General features: G+C 69.1%; 19 protein-coding genes and 1 pseudogene. 8 read left to right on the top strand and 12 right to left on the bottom strand.

Annotation, left to right across the window (positions count from 1 at the left end; all coding sequences use genetic code 11):
• Positions 1-12: 12 nt before the first annotated feature.
• The gene (locus ACT53R_RS11795; RefSeq protein ID WP_476172074.1) at positions 13-771 is read left to right on the top strand and encodes a carboxylesterase family protein; all 759 of its coding nucleotides are present in this window, start codon (positions 13-15) and stop codon (positions 769-771) included.
• A 30-nt stretch (positions 772-801) separates the two neighbouring features.
• Here the strand turns inward: ACT53R_RS11795 and fabR are convergent, their stop codons facing one another.
• Positions 802-1,461, bottom strand: a complete 660-nt coding sequence (gene fabR / locus ACT53R_RS11800; RefSeq protein WP_476172184.1) for an HTH-type transcriptional repressor FabR — start codon at positions 1,459-1,461, stop codon at positions 802-804.
• A gap of 122 nt (positions 1,462-1,583) precedes the next feature.
• Here fabR and ACT53R_RS11805 point away from each other — a divergent pair, with 122 nt between their 5' ends.
• Positions 1,584-2,696 (top strand): ferredoxin reductase, encoded by a 1,113-nt coding sequence (locus tag ACT53R_RS11805; protein WP_476172075.1) that lies wholly within the window; start codon positions 1,584-1,586, stop codon positions 2,694-2,696.
• A gap of 7 nt (positions 2,697-2,703) precedes the next feature.
• The gene (locus ACT53R_RS11810) at positions 2,704-3,846 is read left to right on the top strand and encodes a fatty acid desaturase family protein (protein WP_476172076.1); all 1,143 of its coding nucleotides are present in this window, start codon (positions 2,704-2,706) and stop codon (positions 3,844-3,846) included.
• 48 nt (positions 3,847-3,894) lie between these two features.
• Here the strand turns inward: ACT53R_RS11810 and ACT53R_RS11815 are convergent, their stop codons facing one another.
• From ACT53R_RS11815 to ACT53R_RS11835, 5 genes are all read right to left on the bottom strand, one after another.
• The gene (locus ACT53R_RS11815; protein WP_476172185.1) at positions 3,895-4,887 is read right to left on the bottom strand and encodes an aspartate carbamoyltransferase catalytic subunit; all 993 of its coding nucleotides are present in this window, start codon (positions 4,885-4,887) and stop codon (positions 3,895-3,897) included.
• 35 nt (positions 4,888-4,922) lie between these two features.
• Complete coding sequence (ruvX, locus tag ACT53R_RS11820; RefSeq protein ID WP_476172077.1) at positions 4,923-5,387, bottom strand: Holliday junction resolvase RuvX; 465 nt, start codon at positions 5,385-5,387, stop codon at positions 4,923-4,925.
• Positions 5,380-5,946, bottom strand: coding sequence for a YqgE/AlgH family protein (locus tag ACT53R_RS11825; protein WP_476172078.1), 567 nt, complete (start codon positions 5,944-5,946; stop codon positions 5,380-5,382). Before ACT53R_RS11825 ends, ruvX begins: the two co-directional genes overlap by 8 nt.
• 119 nt (positions 5,947-6,065) lie before the next feature.
• Complete coding sequence (locus ACT53R_RS11830; protein ID WP_476172079.1) at positions 6,066-6,695, bottom strand: CoA transferase subunit B; 630 nt, start codon at positions 6,693-6,695, stop codon at positions 6,066-6,068.
• Positions 6,695-7,408 carry a CoA transferase subunit A gene (locus ACT53R_RS11835; protein WP_476172080.1) on the bottom strand — a complete coding sequence of 238 codons (714 nt, stop codon included), beginning with the start codon at positions 7,406-7,408 and terminating at the stop codon, positions 6,695-6,697. The genes ACT53R_RS11830 and ACT53R_RS11835 overlap by 1 nt, the downstream gene beginning before the upstream one ends.
• A gap of 188 nt (positions 7,409-7,596) precedes the next feature.
• Here ACT53R_RS11835 and ACT53R_RS11840 point away from each other — a divergent pair, with 188 nt between their 5' ends.
• Entirely contained in the window at positions 7,597-8,511 is a 915-nt protein-coding gene (locus ACT53R_RS11840) for an ATP-grasp domain-containing protein (protein WP_476172081.1), read from the top strand.
• Between the two features lie 85 nt (positions 8,512-8,596).
• Entirely contained in the window at positions 8,597-9,835 is a 1,239-nt protein-coding gene (locus ACT53R_RS11845) for a threonine/serine exporter family protein (RefSeq protein WP_476172082.1), read from the top strand.
• Between the two features lie 120 nt (positions 9,836-9,955).
• Here the strand turns inward: ACT53R_RS11845 and ACT53R_RS11850 are convergent.
• The 3 genes and pseudogenes from ACT53R_RS11850 to ACT53R_RS11860 form a co-directional block, all read right to left on the bottom strand.
• Positions 9,956-10,309: pseudogene (locus ACT53R_RS11850) on the bottom strand (H-NS histone family protein); the annotation flags it as partial.
• A 171-nt stretch (positions 10,310-10,480) separates the two neighbouring features.
• Positions 10,481-12,202 carry a proline--tRNA ligase gene (locus ACT53R_RS11855; protein WP_476172083.1) on the bottom strand — a complete coding sequence of 574 codons (1,722 nt, stop codon included), beginning with the start codon at positions 12,200-12,202 and terminating at the stop codon, positions 10,481-10,483.
• 133 nt (positions 12,203-12,335) lie between these two features.
• Entirely contained in the window at positions 12,336-12,725 is a 390-nt protein-coding gene (locus ACT53R_RS11860) for a DUF4124 domain-containing protein (protein WP_476172084.1), read from the bottom strand.
• 150 nt (positions 12,726-12,875) lie between these two features.
• Here ACT53R_RS11860 and pssA point away from each other — a divergent pair, with 150 nt between their 5' ends.
• The 3 genes from pssA to rimI are packed head-to-tail and all read left to right on the top strand — an operon-like array spanning position 12,876 to position 14,469.
• Positions 12,876-13,649, top strand: a complete 774-nt coding sequence (gene pssA, locus ACT53R_RS11865) for a CDP-diacylglycerol--serine O-phosphatidyltransferase (protein ID WP_476172085.1) — start codon at positions 12,876-12,878, stop codon at positions 13,647-13,649.
• A complete protein-coding gene (locus ACT53R_RS11870; protein ID WP_476172086.1) occupies positions 13,646-13,981 on the top strand; it encodes a hypothetical protein in 336 nt (111 codons plus the stop codon). The genes pssA and ACT53R_RS11870 overlap by 4 nt, the downstream gene beginning before the upstream one ends.
• A 56-nt stretch (positions 13,982-14,037) precedes the next feature.
• The gene (gene rimI, locus ACT53R_RS11875; RefSeq protein ID WP_476172186.1) at positions 14,038-14,469 is read left to right on the top strand and encodes a ribosomal protein S18-alanine N-acetyltransferase; all 432 of its coding nucleotides are present in this window, start codon (positions 14,038-14,040) and stop codon (positions 14,467-14,469) included.
• 149 nt (positions 14,470-14,618) lie between these two features.
• On the opposite strand, the gene ACT53R_RS11880 is transcribed toward rimI, so the two are convergent.
• From ACT53R_RS11880 to ACT53R_RS11890, 3 genes are all read right to left on the bottom strand, one after another.
• Positions 14,619-14,972, bottom strand: a complete 354-nt coding sequence (locus ACT53R_RS11880) for a hypothetical protein (RefSeq protein ID WP_476172087.1) — start codon at positions 14,970-14,972, stop codon at positions 14,619-14,621.
• A gap of 8 nt (positions 14,973-14,980) precedes the next feature.
• Positions 14,981-17,818 carry a valine--tRNA ligase gene (locus tag ACT53R_RS11885; protein WP_476172088.1) on the bottom strand — a complete coding sequence of 946 codons (2,838 nt, stop codon included), beginning with the start codon at positions 17,816-17,818 and terminating at the stop codon, positions 14,981-14,983.
• 127 nt (positions 17,819-17,945) lie between these two features.
• Complete coding sequence (locus ACT53R_RS11890; protein WP_476172089.1) at positions 17,946-18,371, bottom strand: DNA polymerase III subunit chi; 426 nt, start codon at positions 18,369-18,371, stop codon at positions 17,946-17,948.
• Between the last annotated feature and the right edge of the window lies 1 nt (position 18,372).

The following is an 18,372-nucleotide window of genomic DNA, read 5'->3' on the forward strand; positions in this document are numbered from 1 at the left end:
ATTGCGGCGCTGATGACGCTCGCAGGCTGCGCCACGGTGCCCTCGACGACCGACGCAAGCGGCAAATTCGTCGAGCGCAGCGTGCACGTCGACGGTGCGGACCGCCGTTACCAGGTGTTCGTGCCCGCTGCGCGCTTCCGCCACGGCCGCGTGCCGGTGCTGATGTTCCTGCACGGCACCGGCGAGCGCGGCAGCGACGGCGACAAGCCCACGCGCGTGGGCTTGGGCCCGTACCTGCGCGCGCATGCGGACGAGTTTCCCGCGGTGGTGGTGTTCCCGCAGGCGCCCGACGACAACGACTGGAAAGGTATGGCCGCGGACATCGCCTTCGCCGCGCTCGACGCGTCGATGCGTGAATTCCACGGCGATCCGAAGCGCACCTATCTCACCGGCATGTCGATGGGTGGCTACGGCACGTGGGAACTCGCGCTGATGCAGCCGCATCGCTTCGCCGCGCTGGTGCCCGTCTGCGGCGCGCTGACCGCACCGCGCGACGAGCGCGACCTGTACGTCACGCCGCTGCGCGACGAGCCCGATCCCGCCGCCGCGCTCGCACAGCGCCTCAAGCACGTGCCGGCGTGGATCTTCCACGGCGCGAAGGACGACCTGGTCCCGCCGCGCGAGGATCGCCTGATCGAAGCCGCGTTCAAGGCCGTCGGTGGCGACGTGCGCTACACCGAATTCCCCGACGCCAACCACAACAGCTGGGATCCGGCGTATTCGGGCACGCCGGAACTGTGGCCGTGGTTGTTCGCGCAGAAGCGGAAGTAGACGCTCGCGCCGTTCAGGGAAGGCCGCTGCTCAGCCCTTCGGCTTCGCCGCCTTCCTGCCTTCGGACGCCATGCTGCGGGAGATCGCGCCGGATCCGGAGATGATCATCCGCACCATCGTGCTGATCTGATCGACGAGTTCGGGGTCGCGTTCGCGCGGCAGGTCCATCGCGGTCGCGCCCATCGCGAACACCAGCCGGGTGATCGCCTTCGACACCAGCGCCGGTTCGTACAGCACCTTGCCGTCGAGCGCGGCCAGTCGCACGAGGTCGTGGCGCAGTTCTTCCTCGAAGAACGTCAGTTCGCGATCCACCGCCTGCTTGAACGCGTCCGAGCCGACCATGCCCTCGCGCAGCAGCACGTGCAGCAGCTTGTCGTCGGCGCGCAGCTGCTGCATGAAGGTTTCGATCGAGGTGCGCACGATGCCGCGCTGCGTGGTCACGCGATGCCGCGCCGAACCGATGATCGTGCGCAGCGAGCGGCCGGAGAGGTCGATCAGCGCCACCGTCAGTTCGTCCATGTCGCGGAACTGGCGGTAGAAGCTGTTCGGGGCGATGCCGGCCTCGCGGGCGACCTCGCGCAGGCTCAGGCTGGAGACGCTGCGGTGGGGGCCGATCAGGCGCAGGGCCGCCGCGAGGAGGTCATCGCGCGAAATGGAGGCCTTGCGCCCGGACGGCGCGCCGGAATCGATGGGCTCGGCAGAGGACGGAGAGGTCACGGGGGGAAGCCGGGCGGACGGCTTCGCATCATAGCCCCGTTCCTGAATGCACAAATGTATAGACAACTGTATTCGTGTCTGTATATTGGTCGTCCATGGCCGCCGTCCCTTCCTTCGTCGTTCCGTTCCGTCCGCCCCTGCTCAAGCGGCTGGCGGAGGTCCTGCTGGCCCCCGAGGCCTTCGATTTCTGGGCCTCGCGCCTGCATCCGGGCTGGTCGTGGGCGCGCCCGCTGGCGCGGATCGTCGAACGTCGGTCCGAGTCGCGCGACGCCTGCACCCTCGTGCTCCAGCCGAACCGCCACTGGCGCGGGTTCGTGCCGGGACAGCACCTGAACGTCTCGGCCGAGATCGACGGGACCCGCGTCACCCGCAGCTACAGCCTCAGCGACGCGCCGCGTGCCGACGGCCGCATCGCGATCACGGTGAAGGCGATTCCCGACGGCAAGCTCGGCCGGCACCTGTGCGAGACGGCGCGCGTCGGCGACGTGCTCGACCTCGGGCCAGCGTTCGGCGACATGACGCTGCCGGCGAAGCCCGACGGTGCCTGGCTGTTCCTCGCCGCGGGCAGCGGCATCACCCCGTTCATGGCAATGCTGCGCGCACAGGCCGCCGCCGGCATGCCGATGCCGATCACGCTGGCCTACTGGGCCCGCAGCCGCGGCGAGCAGTGTTTCGTCGACGAACTGCGCGCGCTGGCCGCGCGCCATCCGAACTTCACTTTCGCGCCGGTGCTCACCCGCGACGCCGCGACCGACGACGTGCGCCACGCGCGCATCGACACCGCGCTGCTCGACGCGATCTGCCCCGATCTCGCGACGCGCCGGGTGTTCGCCTGCGGTCCCGACGGTTTCGTGGCCGCGGCGCGCGCACTGGCCGGTACGCGGGCGAAGACGTTCCATGCCGAAGCCTTCACGCCGCCGGCGCGCATCGCCGCTGAGGCCGAGGACGTCGGTCAGGTCACGCTGACGCTCGCGCGCAGCGGGCGCACGCTCGACGTGCCGCGTGGCGTGTCGTTGCTGTCCGCGCTGGAAGACGCCGGCCTGAAGCCCGCCTCGGGCTGCCGCATGGGCATCTGCAACACCTGCGCCTGCGGCAAGCAGGCAGGCGTCACCCGTCACCTGCACACCGGCGACGTCGAACACGAACCGGTTTCCGCGCTGCGTCTGTGCACGAACAGCGCGCGCACGGACCTCATCCTCGATCTGTGATCCTCTCATGACCGTCTCCAATCGCTCCCTCGGTGCCGAGGAACTCGAACGCTTCGGCCAGGAACTCGACGCCCTCCGCGCGCGCACCGTCGCGACGCTGGGCCAGCGCGACGCCGACTACATCCGCCGCATCTACGCCGCGGTGCGCTGGACCGGCCTGCTCGGGCGCCTGTCGCTGTGGGGCGGCGCGATCGCCGGCGGCCTGCTCGGCGGTTACACGCTGGCCGGCCCGCTGGCGGCCTGCATCGTCGGCACGCTGCTGCTGGGGCTGTCGAAGATCCTCGAGAACATGGAGCTGGGCCACAACGTCATCCACGGCCAGTACGACTGGATGCGCGATCCCAACCTCGACGGCAAGACCTACGAATGGGACATCGCCGGCACCGGCGACAACTGGCGCAAGACCCACAACTACCGCCATCACGCGTGGACGAATGTCCGCGGCATGGACGACGACATCGGCTACGGCCTGCTGCGCATCTTCCCCGAGCAGCGCTGGAAGCCGTTCCACCTCGCGCAGCCGGTGGTCGCGATCATCTTCGCGCTGCTGTTCGAGTGGGGCGTGGCGATCCAGGACCTGCGCGTCGGCCGCTGGTTCGCCGGCAAGACGTCATGGGCGAAGATGCGTGCGCAGTTCCGTCCGGTCGGCCGCAAGATGGCGCGGCAGATCCTCAAGGATTACGTGTTCTATCCGCTGCTCGCCGGCCCGTGCTTCCTGCCGGTGCTGCTGGGCAACGTCGTCGCCAACATCATCCGCAACGTGTGGACGTACGTGATCATCTTCTGCGGCCACTTCACCGCGGACGTGGAGACGTTCTCGAAGCAGTCGGTGATCAACGAAACGCGCGGCCACTGGTACCTGCGCCAGCTGCGCGGCTCGTCGAACCTCACCGGTGGGCGCTGGATGGACCTGATGTCGGGCAACCTCAGCCATCAGGTCGAGCACCATTTCTATCCCGACGTGCCGGCCAACCGCTACGCGGCGATGGCGGTCGAGGTGCGCGAGATCTGCGCGCGCTACGGCCAGCACTACAACACCGGCTCGCTGCCGAAGCAGTTCGGGCAGGTGATCTGGCGCATCGTGCGCCACTCGTTGCCGAGCCGGCCGGCGGTGCGCGTCGCGCACCGGCTGCAGGGATCGCCGGGCTAGGTTTAAACAGCCAGGGCGATCACGCGGGCGGCATCGAAAGGACGGCGATCAGTCCGCTTCGGGCTTCGGCTTGAACAGCAGCGATTCCAGCACCGCCATGCGCACGGCGACGCCGTTCGCGACCTGCTTCAGGATCAGCGACTGCGGGCCGTCGGCGACGACGTCGTCGATCTCCACGCCGCGGTTGATCGGGCCCGGATGCATCACCACGGCATCGGCGGCGGCGCGGTGCAGGCGGGCCGCGGTCAGGCCGTAGTCGCGGTGGTAGTCCTCGAGCGAGGCGACGAGGCCCTGCTCCATGCGCTCGCGCTGCAGCCGCAGCATCATCAGCACGTCGACGCCCTCGACCGCTTCGTCGAAGTCCTCGGTCACGGTGCAGCCGTGCAGCATGCCGCCGCTGTCGTCCACCGGCGGCAGCAGCGCCGCCGGGCCGCAGATGCGGATCTCGCCCGCGCCCAGCGTGCGCAGCGCGTGCAGGTCAGAGCGCGCGACGCGCGAGTGCAGCACGTCGCCGACGATCGCCACCTTCAGCCGCGAGAAGTCGTTCCCGAAGCGCTGGCGCAGGGTCAGCATGTCGAGCAGGCCCTGGGTGGGATGCGCGCTGCGGCCGTCGCCGGCGTTGATCAGGCGCGTTTCCGGAGCGATGTGACGCGCGAGTTCGTTCAGCACGCCGTCCTCGTGGTGGCGGATCACGAAGCCGCGCACGCCCATCGCCTCGATGTTCTTCAGCGTGTCGCGCGCGGTCTCGCCCTTCGTGGTGGACGAGGTGGCGGCGTCGAAATTCAGCACGTCCGCGCCCAGCTTCTGCGCGGCGCGCTGGAAGCTCAGCCGGGTGCGCGTGGACGGCTCGAAGAACAGCGTGCACACCGCGATGCCGCGCAGCGCGTCGGGTGCGGCCTGGCCGTTGGCGAATTCCTGCGCGCGGTCGAGCAGGCGCAGCATCGTCGCGCGGCTCATGCCGTCGAGCGTGAGCAGGTGGTGCAGCACGCCTTCGGCGTCGGTCTGGAGTTCGGATTTGTAGCCGAGCGTGTTCGGGAACATGTGGCTTGAGGGCGGGCTGTTCGGGGTCATGGGCGTCACTCCTCGATCGGGATGGCGTCGTGCGGCGAGGCCAGCCAGCGTTCGACGATCACCGCCGCGGCCACCGCGTCGAGGAGATCGGCGTCGCGGCGCCTGCGCCTGCCGTCGGCGCGCTCGGCGGCGAAGCGCCGGGCGGCCTCCTGGGAACTGTTGCGTTCGTCCATCATCGCGACCGGCAGCGCGAAGCGCGTGCGCAGTTCGCGGGCGAAGGCGTGGGCGCGCTGGCGGATCGGCTGGTCGCCGCCGTCCAGCGTCATCGGGTCGCCGACGATGAAGCCGCCCGGGCGCCATTCGCGATGCAGCTTCTCGACCGCTTTCCAGTCGATCTGGTCGTCGTGCACGTCGACCACGGCCAGCGCACGTGCGCCGAGGCCGAACCCGCTGCTCACCGCCACGCCGATCCGGCGGGCGCCGACGTCGAAGCCGAGGATGGTGGTGTCGGCGCGCAACGGCTCAGGCATGGCCGCTGTAGTCGGTCATCCGGCGGATGTCGACGCCGATGTGGCCGGCGGCGGCTTCCCAGCGCGCGTCCAGCGGCAGCGAGAACAGCAGCGACGGGTCGTAGTCGGCGGTGATCCAGCTGTTGTCGGCGAGTTCCTGTTCGAGCTGGCCCGCGCCCCAGCCGGCGCAGCCCAGCACCAGCGTGGCGCGCTGCGGGCCTTCGCCGCGGGCGATGGCGGTCAGCACGTCGCGCGAGGTGGTCATGTGCAGGTCGTCGGCGATCTGCAGGCACGAGTCCCAGCGCGGCGCGCCGTCGTGCAGCACGAAGCCCAGTTCGGTGTGGACCGGACCGCCGGCCAGCACGCGCTCGCCGCGCCGCTGCGGGTTGTCGCAGTCGATGCCCATCTGTGACAGCACGTCGCCGAGGACGAGTTCGGAAGGGCGGTTCAGCACCAAGCCCATGGCGCCCTCGGCGTTGTGCCGGCAGACCAGCGTCACGGTGCGCGAAAAGGTCGGATCGGCCAGTGAAGGCACGGCGATCAGCAGCTGATTGGCGAGGAAGGTCGACTCGGGCAGCATGCCGCCATTGTACGGGACGCCGCCGCCCCGCCGCCTTGATCCGACGCCGGGGTCCGACCCCGGAAACGACGGAAGCCGGCGCAGGGCCGGCTTCCGGGGAACACCTGCGGACGGGCCGGTCAGGCCGCGAACGGCACGCCGGTCTTTTCCTTCAGTTCGTCGATGCTGATGCCCGGGGCCGCTTCCAGCAGCTTCAGGCCGTCGGCGGTGACGTCGAACACGGCGAGGTCGGTGATGATCCGGTCGACCACGCCGACGCCGGTCAGCGGCAGCGTGCACTGCGGCAGGATCTTGTGCTCGCCGTTCTTCGCGGTGTGCTCCATCAGCACCACCACGCGGCGCACGCCGGCGACGAGATCCATCGCGCCGCCCATGCCCTTGACCATCTTGCCGGGCACCATCCAGTTGGCGAGGTCGCCCTGGTGGGTGACCTGCATCGCGCCGAGGATGGCGAGGTCGATGTGGCCGCCGCGGATCATCGCGAACGAGTCGTGGCTGCCGAAGTAGCTGGCACCGGGACGGGCGGTGACGGTCTGCTTGCCGGCGTTGATGAGGTCGGCGTCGACCTCGTCCTCGGTCGGGAACGGGCCGATGCCGAGCAGGCCGTTCTCGCTCTGCAGCCACACGTCCATGCCGTCGGGGATGTGGTTCGCCACCAGCGTCGGCAGGCCGATGCCGAGGTTCACGTAGGCGCCGTCGGTGAGTTCCTGCGCGGCGCGCTGCGCCATTTCATCGCGGGTCCAGGCCATCACTTCTCTCCCTGGCGCACGGTGCGCTGTTCGATGCGTTTCTCGGGGGTCGGATTGACCACGATGCGGTCGACGTAGATGCCCGGCAGGTGCACGTGGTCCGGATCGATGTCGCCGATCTCGACCAGTTCCTCGACCTCGGCCACGCAGACCTTGCCGGCCATCGCGCAGGCCGGGTTGAAGTTGCGCGCGGTCTTGCGGAAGACCAGGTTGCCGGCCTTGTCGGCCTTCCACGCCTTCACCAGCGAGACGTCGGCCTTCAGCGCGGTCTCCAGCACGTACCAGTGGCCGTCGGGGAACTGGCGGGTCTCCTTGCCCTCGGCGACCACGGTGCCGTAGCCGGTGCGGGTGAAGAACGCCGGGATGCCGGCACCGCCGGCGCGCAGGCGCTCGGCCAGCGTGCCCTGCGGGTTGAATTCCAGTTCGAGTTCGCCGGACAGGAACTGGCGCTCGAATTCCTTGTTTTCGCCGACGTACGACGAAATCATCCTCTTGATCTGCCGGGTCGTCAGCAGCTGGCCCAGGCCGAAGCCGTCGACGCCGGCGTTGTTGGAGATCGCGGTCAGCCCGGTCACGCCGGAATCGCGCAGGGCGGCGATCAGCGCTTCGGGGATGCCGCAGAGGCCGAAACCGCCGACCGCGAGGGTCTGGCCGTCGGCGACGAGGCCGTCGAGCGCGGCGGCGGCGCTCGGGAAGACTTTCCGGTTGCTCATGCCGGCACCTTGCGGCACGGCGCGTGTTGCGGGCGGGTCATCGTCGCTCCTGGGTGGCGGATCGGGTGGGGGTGATCCGTGGGCCGTGCAGTGTAGCGCCGGGGTCCGGACGGACGACACCGTACTTTTGGGCAGGTGGGCGACCACCCGGAACGCGGCCGGTCCGCCGCGCCCGCTAGAATCGGCCCATGCCCCGGATCGCCCTCGTCACTGCCATCGTCTCCGCCGCCACCGACGACGACATGGCGCCCCTGCTCGACGCCTGCGCCCGCGCCGGGCTCGTGGCCGAAGTCCGCGCCTGGGACGATTTCACCGTCTCCTGGGCCCGCTACGACGCCGTGGTGCTGCGCTCGCCGTGGGACTACCACCTGCATCGCGACGCTTTCCTGCACTGGTGCGCGCAGGTCGCCTGCACGACCCGGCTGTTCAATCCGCTGGAGGTCGTGCGCTGGAACACCGACAAGCGCTACCTCGCCGATCTCGAGGCCGCTGGCGTGCCGGTGGTGCCGACGCGGTTCGTCGCGCCGGAGGCCGAGCCCATGCCGGCGCTGGAGGCGTTCCTGGCCGCGTTTCCCGACGCCGCGGAAGTGGTGGTGAAGCCGACCGTCAGCGCCGGCTCGCGCGACACCCAGCGCTACCGCCGCGACCAGGCGCTGGCCGCCGCCAACCACGTCGGCACGCTGCTCGATGCCGGCCGCGACGCGATGCTGCAGCCGTACCTCGATGCCGTCGACGTGCGCGGCGAAACCGCGCTGCTGTATTTCGACGGCGTCTTCAGCCATGCCATCCGCAAGGCCGCGCTGCTGCGTCCGGACGCGGCGGGGCTCGACCACACCGCCGTGCCCGAGGCGATCGCCGCGCGCACGCCCGACGCCGACGAGCTGCGCACGGGCGAGGCCGTGCTCGCCGCGCTGCATGCGCGCACCGGCGCGCCGCTCCCGTACGCGCGCATCGACCTGATCCGCGACGCCGGTGGCGCGCCGCGGCTGCTGGAACTCGAACTCGTCGAGCCGTCGCTGTTCTTCGCGCAGGCACCGGAGGCGGCCGATCGTTTCGTCGCCGCGCTGCGCGAACGGTTGACGGCACCTGAACCGGCGCCCTGAGCGTGCTGCCGGGACCGGCGATGCGATCGGGTACCATGCCGGCCTCGCTGTCCCGCCCGGGCCACGCTTCGATGTCCCTCCCGCCATGAACGTCGCCATCGAGCGCCACGACCACGCCACGCGCGTCGATTTCGTGGTCGAACTCGCCGGCCGCCTGCACGCCTACGGCACCACCGCGCACCGTCTCGAAGGTGCGGTGATGGCGGTCGCGTCGCGGCTGGGGCTGGAATGCGGCGTGTGGTCGAATCCCACCGGCATGATCCTGTCCTTCGGCGAAGCCGGCCGTGGCCGGCGCGACACCGTGCGCGTGGTGCGCCTGCCGCCGGGCGAGACCGACCTTTACAAGCTGTGCGAGGCCGACCGCATCGCCGAAGCAGTGATGGCGGGCGAACTCGATCTCGAAGCCGGACACGCCGCGCTGCGCGCGCTGGATCGCCCGTCCGGCTGGCGCGGACAGATGATCGCGGTGTCCGCGTTCGGGCTGTCGGCCGCCGCGGTGGCGGGGCTGTGGCGGTTGCCGTGGCTGGACATCGCCGTCGCCGGCCTGACCGGCCTGCTGATCGGCGTGCTGGAGTGGGCCACGCAGGACCGGCCGCGGCTGAAGGAAGCCAGCGACGCCATCGCCGCGATGGTCGCCGGCACGGTGGCGGTGCTGGTGGCCTCGTTCGTCGGCCCGCTCAACCTCAACACCGTCATCATCTCGTCGCTGATCGTGCTGATGCCCGGCATGTCGCTGACCAACGCCGTCAACGAACTGACCAACCAGAACCTCGTCTCCGGCACCGCGCGTTTCGCCGGTGCGATGACCACCATCCTCAAGCTCGCGATCGGCATGATGGTCGCGCTCACCGCTGCCGAGATGGTCGGCCTCGCCCCCGAGGTGCGGGCGCTGCGGCCGCAGCCCGACTGGGTGGAGGGTTTGGCGCTGGTGCTCGGCACGTACGCGTTCGCGGTGCTGTTCCGCACCCGTCGTCGTGATTATCCGGTGGTGATGCTGGCCGCCGCGATCGGTTATCTCCTCTCGCGTTTCGTCGGCGGCGCGTGGGGCACCACGGTCGGCGTGTTCATCGCGGCGCTGGCGATGACCGCCGCCGGCAATGCGTTCTCGCGGCTCACCAACCGGCCCGGTGCGCTGGTGCGTTTGCCCGGCATCATCATGTTGGTGCCCGGCAGCGCCAGCCTGCGCGGCCTGCTGGCGCTGGTGCAGGGCGAAAGCCTGGAAGCGGGGCAGGCTGCGGTGCTGGCCGCGCTCAACATCCTGCTGGCGCTGGTCGCGGGATTGCTGTTCGGCAATATCCTGATTCCGACGCGGCGCAATCTCTGAGTCGCGCGGCGCACGCCCGATTCCGATTCACGATCCCGCCAGCGAAAAACATCCGCCAACGAAAAACGCCGGCATGGCGCCGGCGTTTTCGGAATGCGGTCGCGACGGGGCCGTGACTCACTTCTTGATCAGGAATTCCTCGACCTTCTTGCCCTTCTTGACCTGTTCGGCCAGCCAGCGCGGCTGCTTGCCGCGACCGGTCCAGGTTTCCTTCGGATTCGCCGGATTGCGGTACTTCGGCGCGACCTTCTTGCCCGCGGTCTTCGAAGCCTTCGTCGCCTTGCCGCCCGCGGACGCCTTCGCTCCGCCGAACAGCTCGTCGATGGAATAGCCCTCGGCCTTGGCCAGCGCGACGAGCTTCTTGCGGACGCCGGCGATGGGCTTGCGCTTGGTGAGCGCGGTCTTCTGCTTCTGGGCCTGGTTGATCAGCGAATCCAGATCCTTCTGCGAGAACCCTTTGAGATCGAATGCCATTTTGACTCCGGATGACGGTGGGAATCTCCGGGCGGAGAAACCGCTGGGAGGAACGTCGATCATAATCCATTCGCGACGCCTATCAAAACCGGTCGATCCATGAAAACCGGCGTCGTGTCTCGGAATAATCTTCGCGGTGTTCGCGAATTCTCGCGCCCGGCGCTCCGCGAATCAACCGCGGGCCGGCAGCAATCGTTCGAGCAGTGCCTCGCGGCCGAGCGATTCGGCTTCGCTCGCACGGCGCGCGCGATATTCGAACGTGCCGGCGGCGAGGCCGCGTTCGGACACCACCACGCGGTGCGGAATGCCGATCAGCTCGATGTCCGCGAACATCGGCCCCGGACGCAGGCCGCGATCGTCGAGCAGCGTTTCCACGCCGGCGGCATTCAGCTCGTCGTACAGCGCCTGTGCGGCGGCGGCGACGGCCGGATCGTTCTTCGGATTGATCATGCACACCGCGACCTGCCACGGCGCCATCGGCTCGGGCCAGACGATGCCCGCGGCGTCGTGGCTCTGCTCGATCGCCGCGGCGACGATGCGGCTCACGCCGATGCCGTAGCAGCCCATCGCGGGAATCGCGGCCTTGCCGTTGGCATCGAGCACGGTCATGCCCATCGCTTCGGAATACCGGCGGCCCAGCGCGAACACATGGCCGACCTCGATGCCGCGCGCGATGGCCAGCGTGCCCTTGCCGTCGGGCGAGGGATCGCCGACGACGATGTTGCGGATGTCGGCGACGTGGTCGGGTTCCGGCACGTCGCGGCCCCAGTTCACGCCGGCGATGTGATAACCGGCTTCGTTCGCGCCGACGACGAAATCGTGCATCGCGGCGACCGTGCGGTCGGCGACCACGCGAATCGATTTCTTCGGCGCGATCGGGCCGAGGAAACCGGGTTCGCTGCCGAGGTGTTCGAGGATTTCCGCTTCGGTCGCGAGGCGGTATTCGCCGAGGCCGGGCAGTTTCGCCAGTTTGATTTCGTTGACGACGTGGTCGCCGCGCACCAGCGCGAGCACGAACTGCGGTGCGCCGTCGGCGTCGCTGCCCATGATCGCCACCGATTTCACCGTGCGCTGCAGCGGAATGCCGAGCAGCGCGGCGACGTCCTCGCAGGTTTTCTGCGTCGGGGTGTCGACCTTGCGCAGCGTTTCGGTGGCGGCGCCGCGTTCGCCCGGTGCCACCGCTTCGGCCAGTTCGATGTTGGCGGCGTAATCGGAGCCGTCCGAGAAGGCGATCGCGTCCTCGCCGGATTCGGCCAGCACCTGGAATTCGTGCGACGCGCTGCCGCCGATCGCGCCGGTGTCGGCGAAGACCGCGCGGAACTTCAGTCCCAGCCGCGTGAAGATGCGGCCGTAGGTGTCGTACATGTTGCGGTATTCGGCGTGCAGCGATTCCTCGTCGATGTGGAACGAGTACGCGTCCTTCATCAGGAATTCGCGTGCGCGCATCACGCCGAAACGCGGGCGGATCTCGTCGCGGAACTTGGTCTGGATGTTGTAGAAGTTCACCGGCAGCTGCTTGTAGCTGCTCAGCTCCTGGCGCGCGAAATCGGTGATCACTTCCTCGGCGGTGGGGCCGTAGCAGTATTCGGCCTCCTTGCGGTCCTTGATCTTCAGCAACTGGCCGCCGAATTTCTGCCAGCGCCCGGTTTCCTCCCACAGCTCGCGCGGCTGGATGGTCGGCATCAGCAGCTCGATCGCGCCGGCGCGGTCCATTTCCTCGCGCACCACGGCCTCGACCTTGCGCAGCACGCGCAGGCCCAGCGGGCTCCAGGTGTAGAGGCCGGCGGCCAGCTTGCGCAGCATGCCCGCGCGAAGCATCAGCTGGTGGCTGACGACTTCGGCGTCGGCGGGAGTTTCCTTTTCGGTGCGGAGATGGAACTGCGACAGGCGCATCGGACGGGCTCGCGGGGGGTCGAATTCCCCATTTTGCCCGATGTCGCCGGCCCGCGCTGCCGGCGGGCCCGGTGCCGGGATGCCCGGGGCGCGCCTGCCGGCCGCGGCGTTCCGCGATCCGGCGGGGTGGCCGTCAGCGTTCGCCGGGCGAGCAGTTGGCGCGGGCGACGGTCTGGGCGATGTCGAGCTGCTTCTGGCGCTCGTCGTCGCTGAGGTCGTGGTCGGCCTGACCGTCGCCGTTGCTGTCCATCTGCAGCCGGCTGCCGCCCTGCAGCAGTTCGATGTTGCGGCGGGCGGTGACGCACTGCGGGGATTCCTGCGTCGCGGCGGGCGCGGCCTGCGTCGCGCCGGTGCCCTCGCGATGGCTGATCGTCCGCATCTGGTACTTGCCCTGCGTCGGCGGGGTCTGCGAGTAGTGGGTCACGCCGTTCGCGTCCTTCCACTGGTAGACATCGCCGGCGAAGGCGGCCGGGGCGGCCAGGGCGGAGGCGGCGAGGAGGATGGAGCCGAGCGCGCGGATCATGACGTTACCTGTGGCGGTGGTGGGCGGAATCCCCCTGCAACGGCGCGATTGCAACACCCCGGCGCGACCGGCGCAAGCGCGGGCGGCGCGGGTGCCGGTTCGTGATTCGGCCCCGGTTCGGGCGCCGTGCGCTCCGGTTACACTGCGCCCATGAGCTCCGTCGACGCCCCCCCGCCCCGCCGCAGCCGCGGGATCTATCTGCTGCCGAACCTGTTCACCACCGGCGCGCTGTTCTCGGGGTTCTTCGCGATCATCGCCGCCTCGCAGGGCCGCTTCGGGGCCGCCTGCGTGGCGATCTTCGTCTCCGCCGTGCTGGACGGCCTGGACGGCCGCGTGGCGCGGATGACCAACACCCAGACCGAGTTCGGGGTGCAGTACGACTCGCTGGCCGACCTGATCAGCTTCGGCATGGCGCCGTCGCTGGTGATGTACCACTGGGCACTGGAGTCGATGAAGCTCGACGGCGCCACCGCCGGCAAGATCGGCTGGCTGGGTGCGTTCCTCTACGCCGCCTGCGCCGCGCTGCGGCTGGCGCGCTTCAACAGCCAGGTCGGCACGGTCGACAAGCGCTGGTTCATCGGTCTGCCGTCGCCGTCGGCCGCGGGACTGATGGCCAGCTTCGTCTGGACCCTGCACGACCTCGGCTGGACCGGCGAACAATTGCGCTACCCGGCGCTGGCGGTGACGGTGTTCGCCGGCCTGCTGATGGTCAGCCGCTTCCGCTATCCCAGCTTCAAGGGCGGCAAGGGCCCGCAGGCCGACCGCGTGCCGTTCATCGTGCCGCTGCTGGTGATCCTGGCGATCATCGGCCTGGTGATCGACGCACCGAAGGTGCTGCTGGCAGTGTTCACCACCTTTGCCCTGTTCGGGCCGCTGATCGCGCGGCGCATGGCGCGACGTGGTGCGGGTGCGGAGGCGGCGTGAACGCGGCGCTCTGGGACCCGTTGCAGTGCGAGATGCTGGCGGCGATGGGGCTGCCGGTGCAGCGCATGGCCGCGGCCGCGCCGGTCGCGACGCCCGCCGTCGTTGCATCGACCACGTCCGTGTCCGCTGCAGACACGCCTTCCACGCCTGCGACGTCGTTCGACGATCCGCTGCTGCTCGCCCTGCTGCGCGCGGCCGGGCGTGCCCGTCATGCGGTGGACGCTGCGGTACTCGCAAGCGGTTGGCCATCGCCGCAGGCGCTGCGGCGCGATCCCGCGGCCAAGCGCGCGCTGTGGCCGCAACTGCGCGCGTTGAGGCGCACGACGACGTGAGCGCCGAGCCGTCGCCCGGGAAGGCGGAAGGCCCGCCCTCGACCACGCTCCGCGCCATGCGCGAGAGCGACCTCGACATGGTCATGGCGATCGAGACCCGCGCCTACGCCTTTCCGTGGACCGTCGGCATCTTCCGCGACTGTCTCAATGCCTGCTATCCGGCATGGTTGCTGGTCGACGGCGAGGTGGTCATCGGCTACGGCATCCTCAGCGTCGCCGCCGGCGAGGCGCACATCCTCAACATCTGCATCGCGCCCGAGGCGCAGGGCCACGGCCATGGCCGCCGCCTGCTGCGCGCGCTGATCCGCCTGTCGCGCCAGCAGCGCGCGGCGCGGATCTTCCTTGAAGTGCGGCCGTCGAACCCGAAGGCCATCGCGCTGTACCACGACGAAGGCTTCAACGAGATCGGCCGCCGTCCGCGCTATTACCCGGCGAACATGGGCCGCGAGGACGCGATCGTGATGGCGATGGAGTTGCTGGAGGGGTAGGGGGAGTTCCAGCGCGCCGAGGCGATGCTGTTGCTCGCATGGTTCCGATCGAGGTTGGTAGAGCGGCCTTCAGGCCGCTGCTTTTCCGTGAAGCTCTATTTGACGAAGACAAAGCAGCGGCCTGAAGGCCGCTCTACCGGGCTCGTGGTTCAGTGCGCCGGCCGATACGGCGCGTACGTGTCTTCGACGGGGTCGTAGCGCAGCACCGGCGCCTTGCCGGTGGGGACGCGGAAGCGGTCCACCACCGGCGCGGTGGCGGGATCGCCGGCGCAACCGTCGCCATGGCGTTCCATCACGGCGATGTCGCGGCCCGCGGTTGTCGTGGCTTCGACCATGAAATCGAGGCAGCGCAGCTTCGGCCAGGTCGCGGTGTAGTGCGCGTCCTGCGCCATCGCCTGGCGCAGGCGCGTGATCGCGGTGTCGTCCGCGCGCGGTGCGCCCGCGAGCGCGCACGTCGCCGTGCACGCCAGCGCGAACACGATCGTGTGCGCGAAGTGGCGCATCACGCGGTTCACCCCAGTCGCCCGCGCTGTTCCTGCAGTGCCGCGAGCTTGGTCGTCCAGTCGGCGAGGCGCTGGCATTCCTGCTCGACCACCGCCGGGGGCACGTTGCCACCGAACTTCGCGAGCTTGGCCTCGCTCTTGTCCTTCTCGCCGGCCACCTTCGCGATTTCCTTGTCGAGGCGCGTGCGTTCGGCGTCGAGATCGACCAGGCCTTCCAGCGGCACGAACAACTGCAGGTCGCCGACCACGGCCGGCGCGGCCGCCGGCGGTTCGCCGGCGATCGTGTCGACGGCATCGAGCTTGAGCAGGAACTTCAGCGAGGCCGAGAATTTCGCGATGCGGGCCGCGTCGACGGCATCGCCGCCGCGGAACAGCAGAGACACCTGCTTCGACGGCGAGATGCCCAGCGTGCTGCGGATGCTGCGCACCGCCGAGACCACGGCCTTGAACCACTCGATGTCGGCTTCGGCTGAGGCGTAGCCTGCGGCGTCGAAATCCGCGGCCTGCGGATAGGCGCGGGCGCAGATGCTCGCGTCCTCGATGCCGAGCTTCGGCGCGACGTGACGCCACAGTTCCTCGGTCACGAACGGGATCAGCGGATGCAGCAGGCGCAGCAGCGCTTCTAGCACGTGCAGCAGCGTGTGACGCGTGCTGGCGGCCGCTTCCGCATCGTCGCCGTTGAGCGCCGGCTTCGCCAGTTCCACGAACCAGTCGCAGAACTCGTTCCAGGTGAAGTCGTAGAGCGCCTGCGACAGCAGGTCGAAGCGGTAGTCGGCGAAATGGGTCGCGGCCTCGACCGACACCTTCGCCAGGCGCGAGAGGATCCAGCGCTCGGCGTCGGTCCTGGGCTGCGGCGCGCCGGACGCGCTGAAGCCCTCGGTGTTCATCAGCGTGAAGCGCGTGGCGTTCCACAGCTTGTTGCAGAAATTCTTGTAGCCCTCGCAGCGGGCCATGTCGAACTTGATGTCGCGGCCGGGGCCGGCGAGGGCGGCCATGGTGAAGCGCAGCGCGTCGGCGCCGTGCGGGGCGATGCCGCCCTTGAAATCCTTGCGGGTGGTGGTCTCGATCTTCTCGGCCATCTTCGGGTTCATCAGGCCTGTGGTGCGCTTCGCCACCAACTCCGCCTCGGTGATGCCGTCGATGATGTCCAGCGGGTCGAGGATGTTGCCCTTCGACTTCGACATCTTCTGTCCGTCCTTGTCGCGGACGAGGCCGGTGATGTAGACGTCGCGGAACGGTACGCGCTCGGCGTCCGAGGCGGCTTCCGGCATGAAGTGGTCGGTCATCATCACCATGCGCGCCACCCAGAAGAACAGGATGTCGAAGCCGGTGACCAGCACGCTGCTCGGCACGAACGCATCGAAGCCGCGCTCACGCATCGCCTCGGGATTCGGCCAGCCCATGGTGCTGATCGGCCACAGCGCGGAGGAGAACCACGTCTCCAGCACGTCGCTGTCCTGGCGCAGCGCGATGTCGCCGACCTTCGCGCGCACTTCGGCCTCGTTGCGGCCCACGTGCACGTTGCCGGCGTCGTCGTACCACGCCGGGATGCGGTGGCCCCACCACAGCTGGCGGCTGATGCACCAGTCCTGGATGTTCTCCAGCCAGTGGCGATAGGTGTTGATCCAGTTCGGCGGCACGAACTTCACCGACCCGTTCTCGACCAGTTCCAGACCGCGGCGCGCGAATTCGTCCATGTTCACGAACCACTGATCGGTGAGGTATGGCTCGATCACCTGGCCGGTGCGGTCGCCGCGCGGCACCTGCAGTTTGTGCGGCTTGGTTTCGACCAGCAGGCCCGCTTCTTCGAGTTGCGACACGATCACCTTGCGCGCGGCAAAGCGATCGAGACCGCGATATTGCTCGGGCGCGTTGTCGTTGATCGTCGCCACGTCGGTGAAGATGTTGATCATCTCCAGCCCGTGCCGATGCCCGACCGCGTTGTCGTTGAAATCGTGCGCGGGCGTCACCTTCACCACGCCGGTGCCGAAGGCGCGGTCGACGTAGTCGTCGGCGATGATCGGGATGCGGCGGTCGCACAGCGGCAGGATGACGGCCTTGCCGATGAGGTGCGCGTAGCGCGGGTCTTCCGGATGCACCATCACCGCGACGTCGCCGAGCATCGTCTCGGGACGCGTGGTGGCCACGATCAGGCGGTCGCGGGTCTCGCGCAGCGTCTCGTTGCCGTCGGCGTCATGCTCGACGTGCTCGTAGGTTTCACCGTCGGCCAGCGGATAGGCGATCGACCACAGGAAGCCATTCTCTTCCTCGCTCACCACTTCGAGGTCGGAGATCGCGGTCTTCAGCACCGGATCCCAGTTCACCAGCTTCTGGCCGCGGTAGATCAGACCTTCAGCGTGCAGCTTCACGAACGCTTCGATCACCGCGTCGGAGGCGATCGGGTCCATCGTGAACACGCTGCGCGACCAGTCCCCGGACGCGCCGAGGCGGCGCATCTGGCGTTCGATGGTGCCGCCGGACTGCTGCTTCCATTCCCACACGCGGTCGATGAAGGCGTCGCGGCCCAGCGAATCGCGGGTCTCGCCCTTGCCTTCCAGCGCGAGGTTGCGCGAGACGACCATTTCGGTCGCGATGCCGGCGTGGTCGGTGCCCATCTGCCACAGCGTGCGATACCCGCGCATGCGGTGGTAGCGGATGAGCGCGTCCTGCAGCGTGTGCTGGAACGCGTGGCCCATGTGCAGCGTGCCGGTGACGTTCGGCGGCGGCAGCAGGATGGTGTAGGCCGGGCCATCGCCCTGCGGCGCGAAGACGCCGCTCGCCTCCCATTCGGCATAGAGGCGCGATTCGAAATCCCTGGGTTCGTAGCCGGAGGCGAGCGTGGTCATCGGTATCAACTCTGAGTCGTGTTCTTTTTCTTTGTCATCCCGAGCATCGCGAGGGACCTGCTTTCCAATCGTGGAAAAAGAAAAAAAGCAGGTCCCTCGCTGCGCTCGGGATGACAGGAGTGTGGGCTTACATGTCGTATTTCTTCACTTCCAGCCCGCGCGCCTGGTACTGCTTCCAGCGCTCGCGCAGCGGGCCGCGCGCGGATTCGTCGGCGGGCACGACTTCCAGCACGCGCTCGAAGGTGCCGTCCACCGGCGCGTCGCGCAGGTTGATCACCAGCGCGCGCAGCGGCACGTCGTCGTCGGGCGCGGCGATCAGCACCGGCGTGAGGTCGTCCTCGTCGTCGGTGCCGGCGATCTGGTGCGGGATGTAGGCGTCCTCGTCGAACGCCCACAGCAACTCGTCCAGCGCCTCCGCCTGCGTGGCGTCGCGCGCCAGCACCAGCGTCCACAGGTTCGCGTCGTACGCCTTGCGCGCCAGCTCGCACACGAGCCGCAACGGTTCCTCGCGGAAACGCGGCTTCTGGATCAGGTAGAAGTCGGCGCGGGGCACC

Source organism: Lysobacter sp. DMC104 (assembly GCF_056313665.1).

Coding starts and splice junctions, on each gene's coding strand:
- ACT53R_RS11840 (WP_476172081.1), top strand. CDS start 7,597: ATGCCCCGGATCGCCCTCGTCACTGCCATCGTCTCCGCCGCCACCGAC.
- pssA (WP_476172085.1), top strand. CDS start 12,876: ATGAGCTCCGTCGACGCCCCCCCGCCCCGCCGCAGCCGCGGGATCTAT.
- ruvX (WP_476172077.1), bottom strand. CDS start 5,387: ATGCCTGAGCCGTTGCGCGCCGACACCACCATCCTCGGCTTCGACGTC.
- ACT53R_RS11825 (WP_476172078.1), bottom strand. CDS start 5,946: ATGCTGCCCGAGTCGACCTTCCTCGCCAATCAGCTGCTGATCGCCGTG.
- ACT53R_RS11855 (WP_476172083.1), bottom strand. CDS start 12,202: ATGCGCCTGTCGCAGTTCCATCTCCGCACCGAAAAGGAAACTCCCGCC.
- ACT53R_RS11860 (WP_476172084.1), bottom strand. CDS start 12,725: ATGATCCGCGCGCTCGGCTCCATCCTCCTCGCCGCCTCCGCCCTGGCC.
- ACT53R_RS11845 (WP_476172082.1), top strand. CDS start 8,597: ATGAACGTCGCCATCGAGCGCCACGACCACGCCACGCGCGTCGATTTC.
- rimI (WP_476172186.1), top strand. CDS start 14,038: ATGCGCGAGAGCGACCTCGACATGGTCATGGCGATCGAGACCCGCGCC.
- ACT53R_RS11805 (WP_476172075.1), top strand. CDS start 1,584: ATGGCCGCCGTCCCTTCCTTCGTCGTTCCGTTCCGTCCGCCCCTGCTC.
- ACT53R_RS11880 (WP_476172087.1), bottom strand. CDS start 14,972: ATGCGCCACTTCGCGCACACGATCGTGTTCGCGCTGGCGTGCACGGCG.
- ACT53R_RS11810 (WP_476172076.1), top strand. CDS start 2,704: ATGACCGTCTCCAATCGCTCCCTCGGTGCCGAGGAACTCGAACGCTTC.
- ACT53R_RS11795 (WP_476172074.1), top strand. CDS start 13: ATGACGCTCGCAGGCTGCGCCACGGTGCCCTCGACGACCGACGCAAGC.
- ACT53R_RS11835 (WP_476172080.1), bottom strand. CDS start 7,408: ATGAGCAACCGGAAAGTCTTCCCGAGCGCCGCCGCCGCGCTCGACGGC.
- ACT53R_RS11830 (WP_476172079.1), bottom strand. CDS start 6,695: ATGGCCTGGACCCGCGATGAAATGGCGCAGCGCGCCGCGCAGGAACTC.
- ACT53R_RS11815 (WP_476172185.1), bottom strand. CDS start 4,887: ATGTTCCCGAACACGCTCGGCTACAAATCCGAACTCCAGACCGACGCC.
- ACT53R_RS11885 (WP_476172088.1), bottom strand. CDS start 17,818: ATGACCACGCTCGCCTCCGGCTACGAACCCAGGGATTTCGAATCGCGC.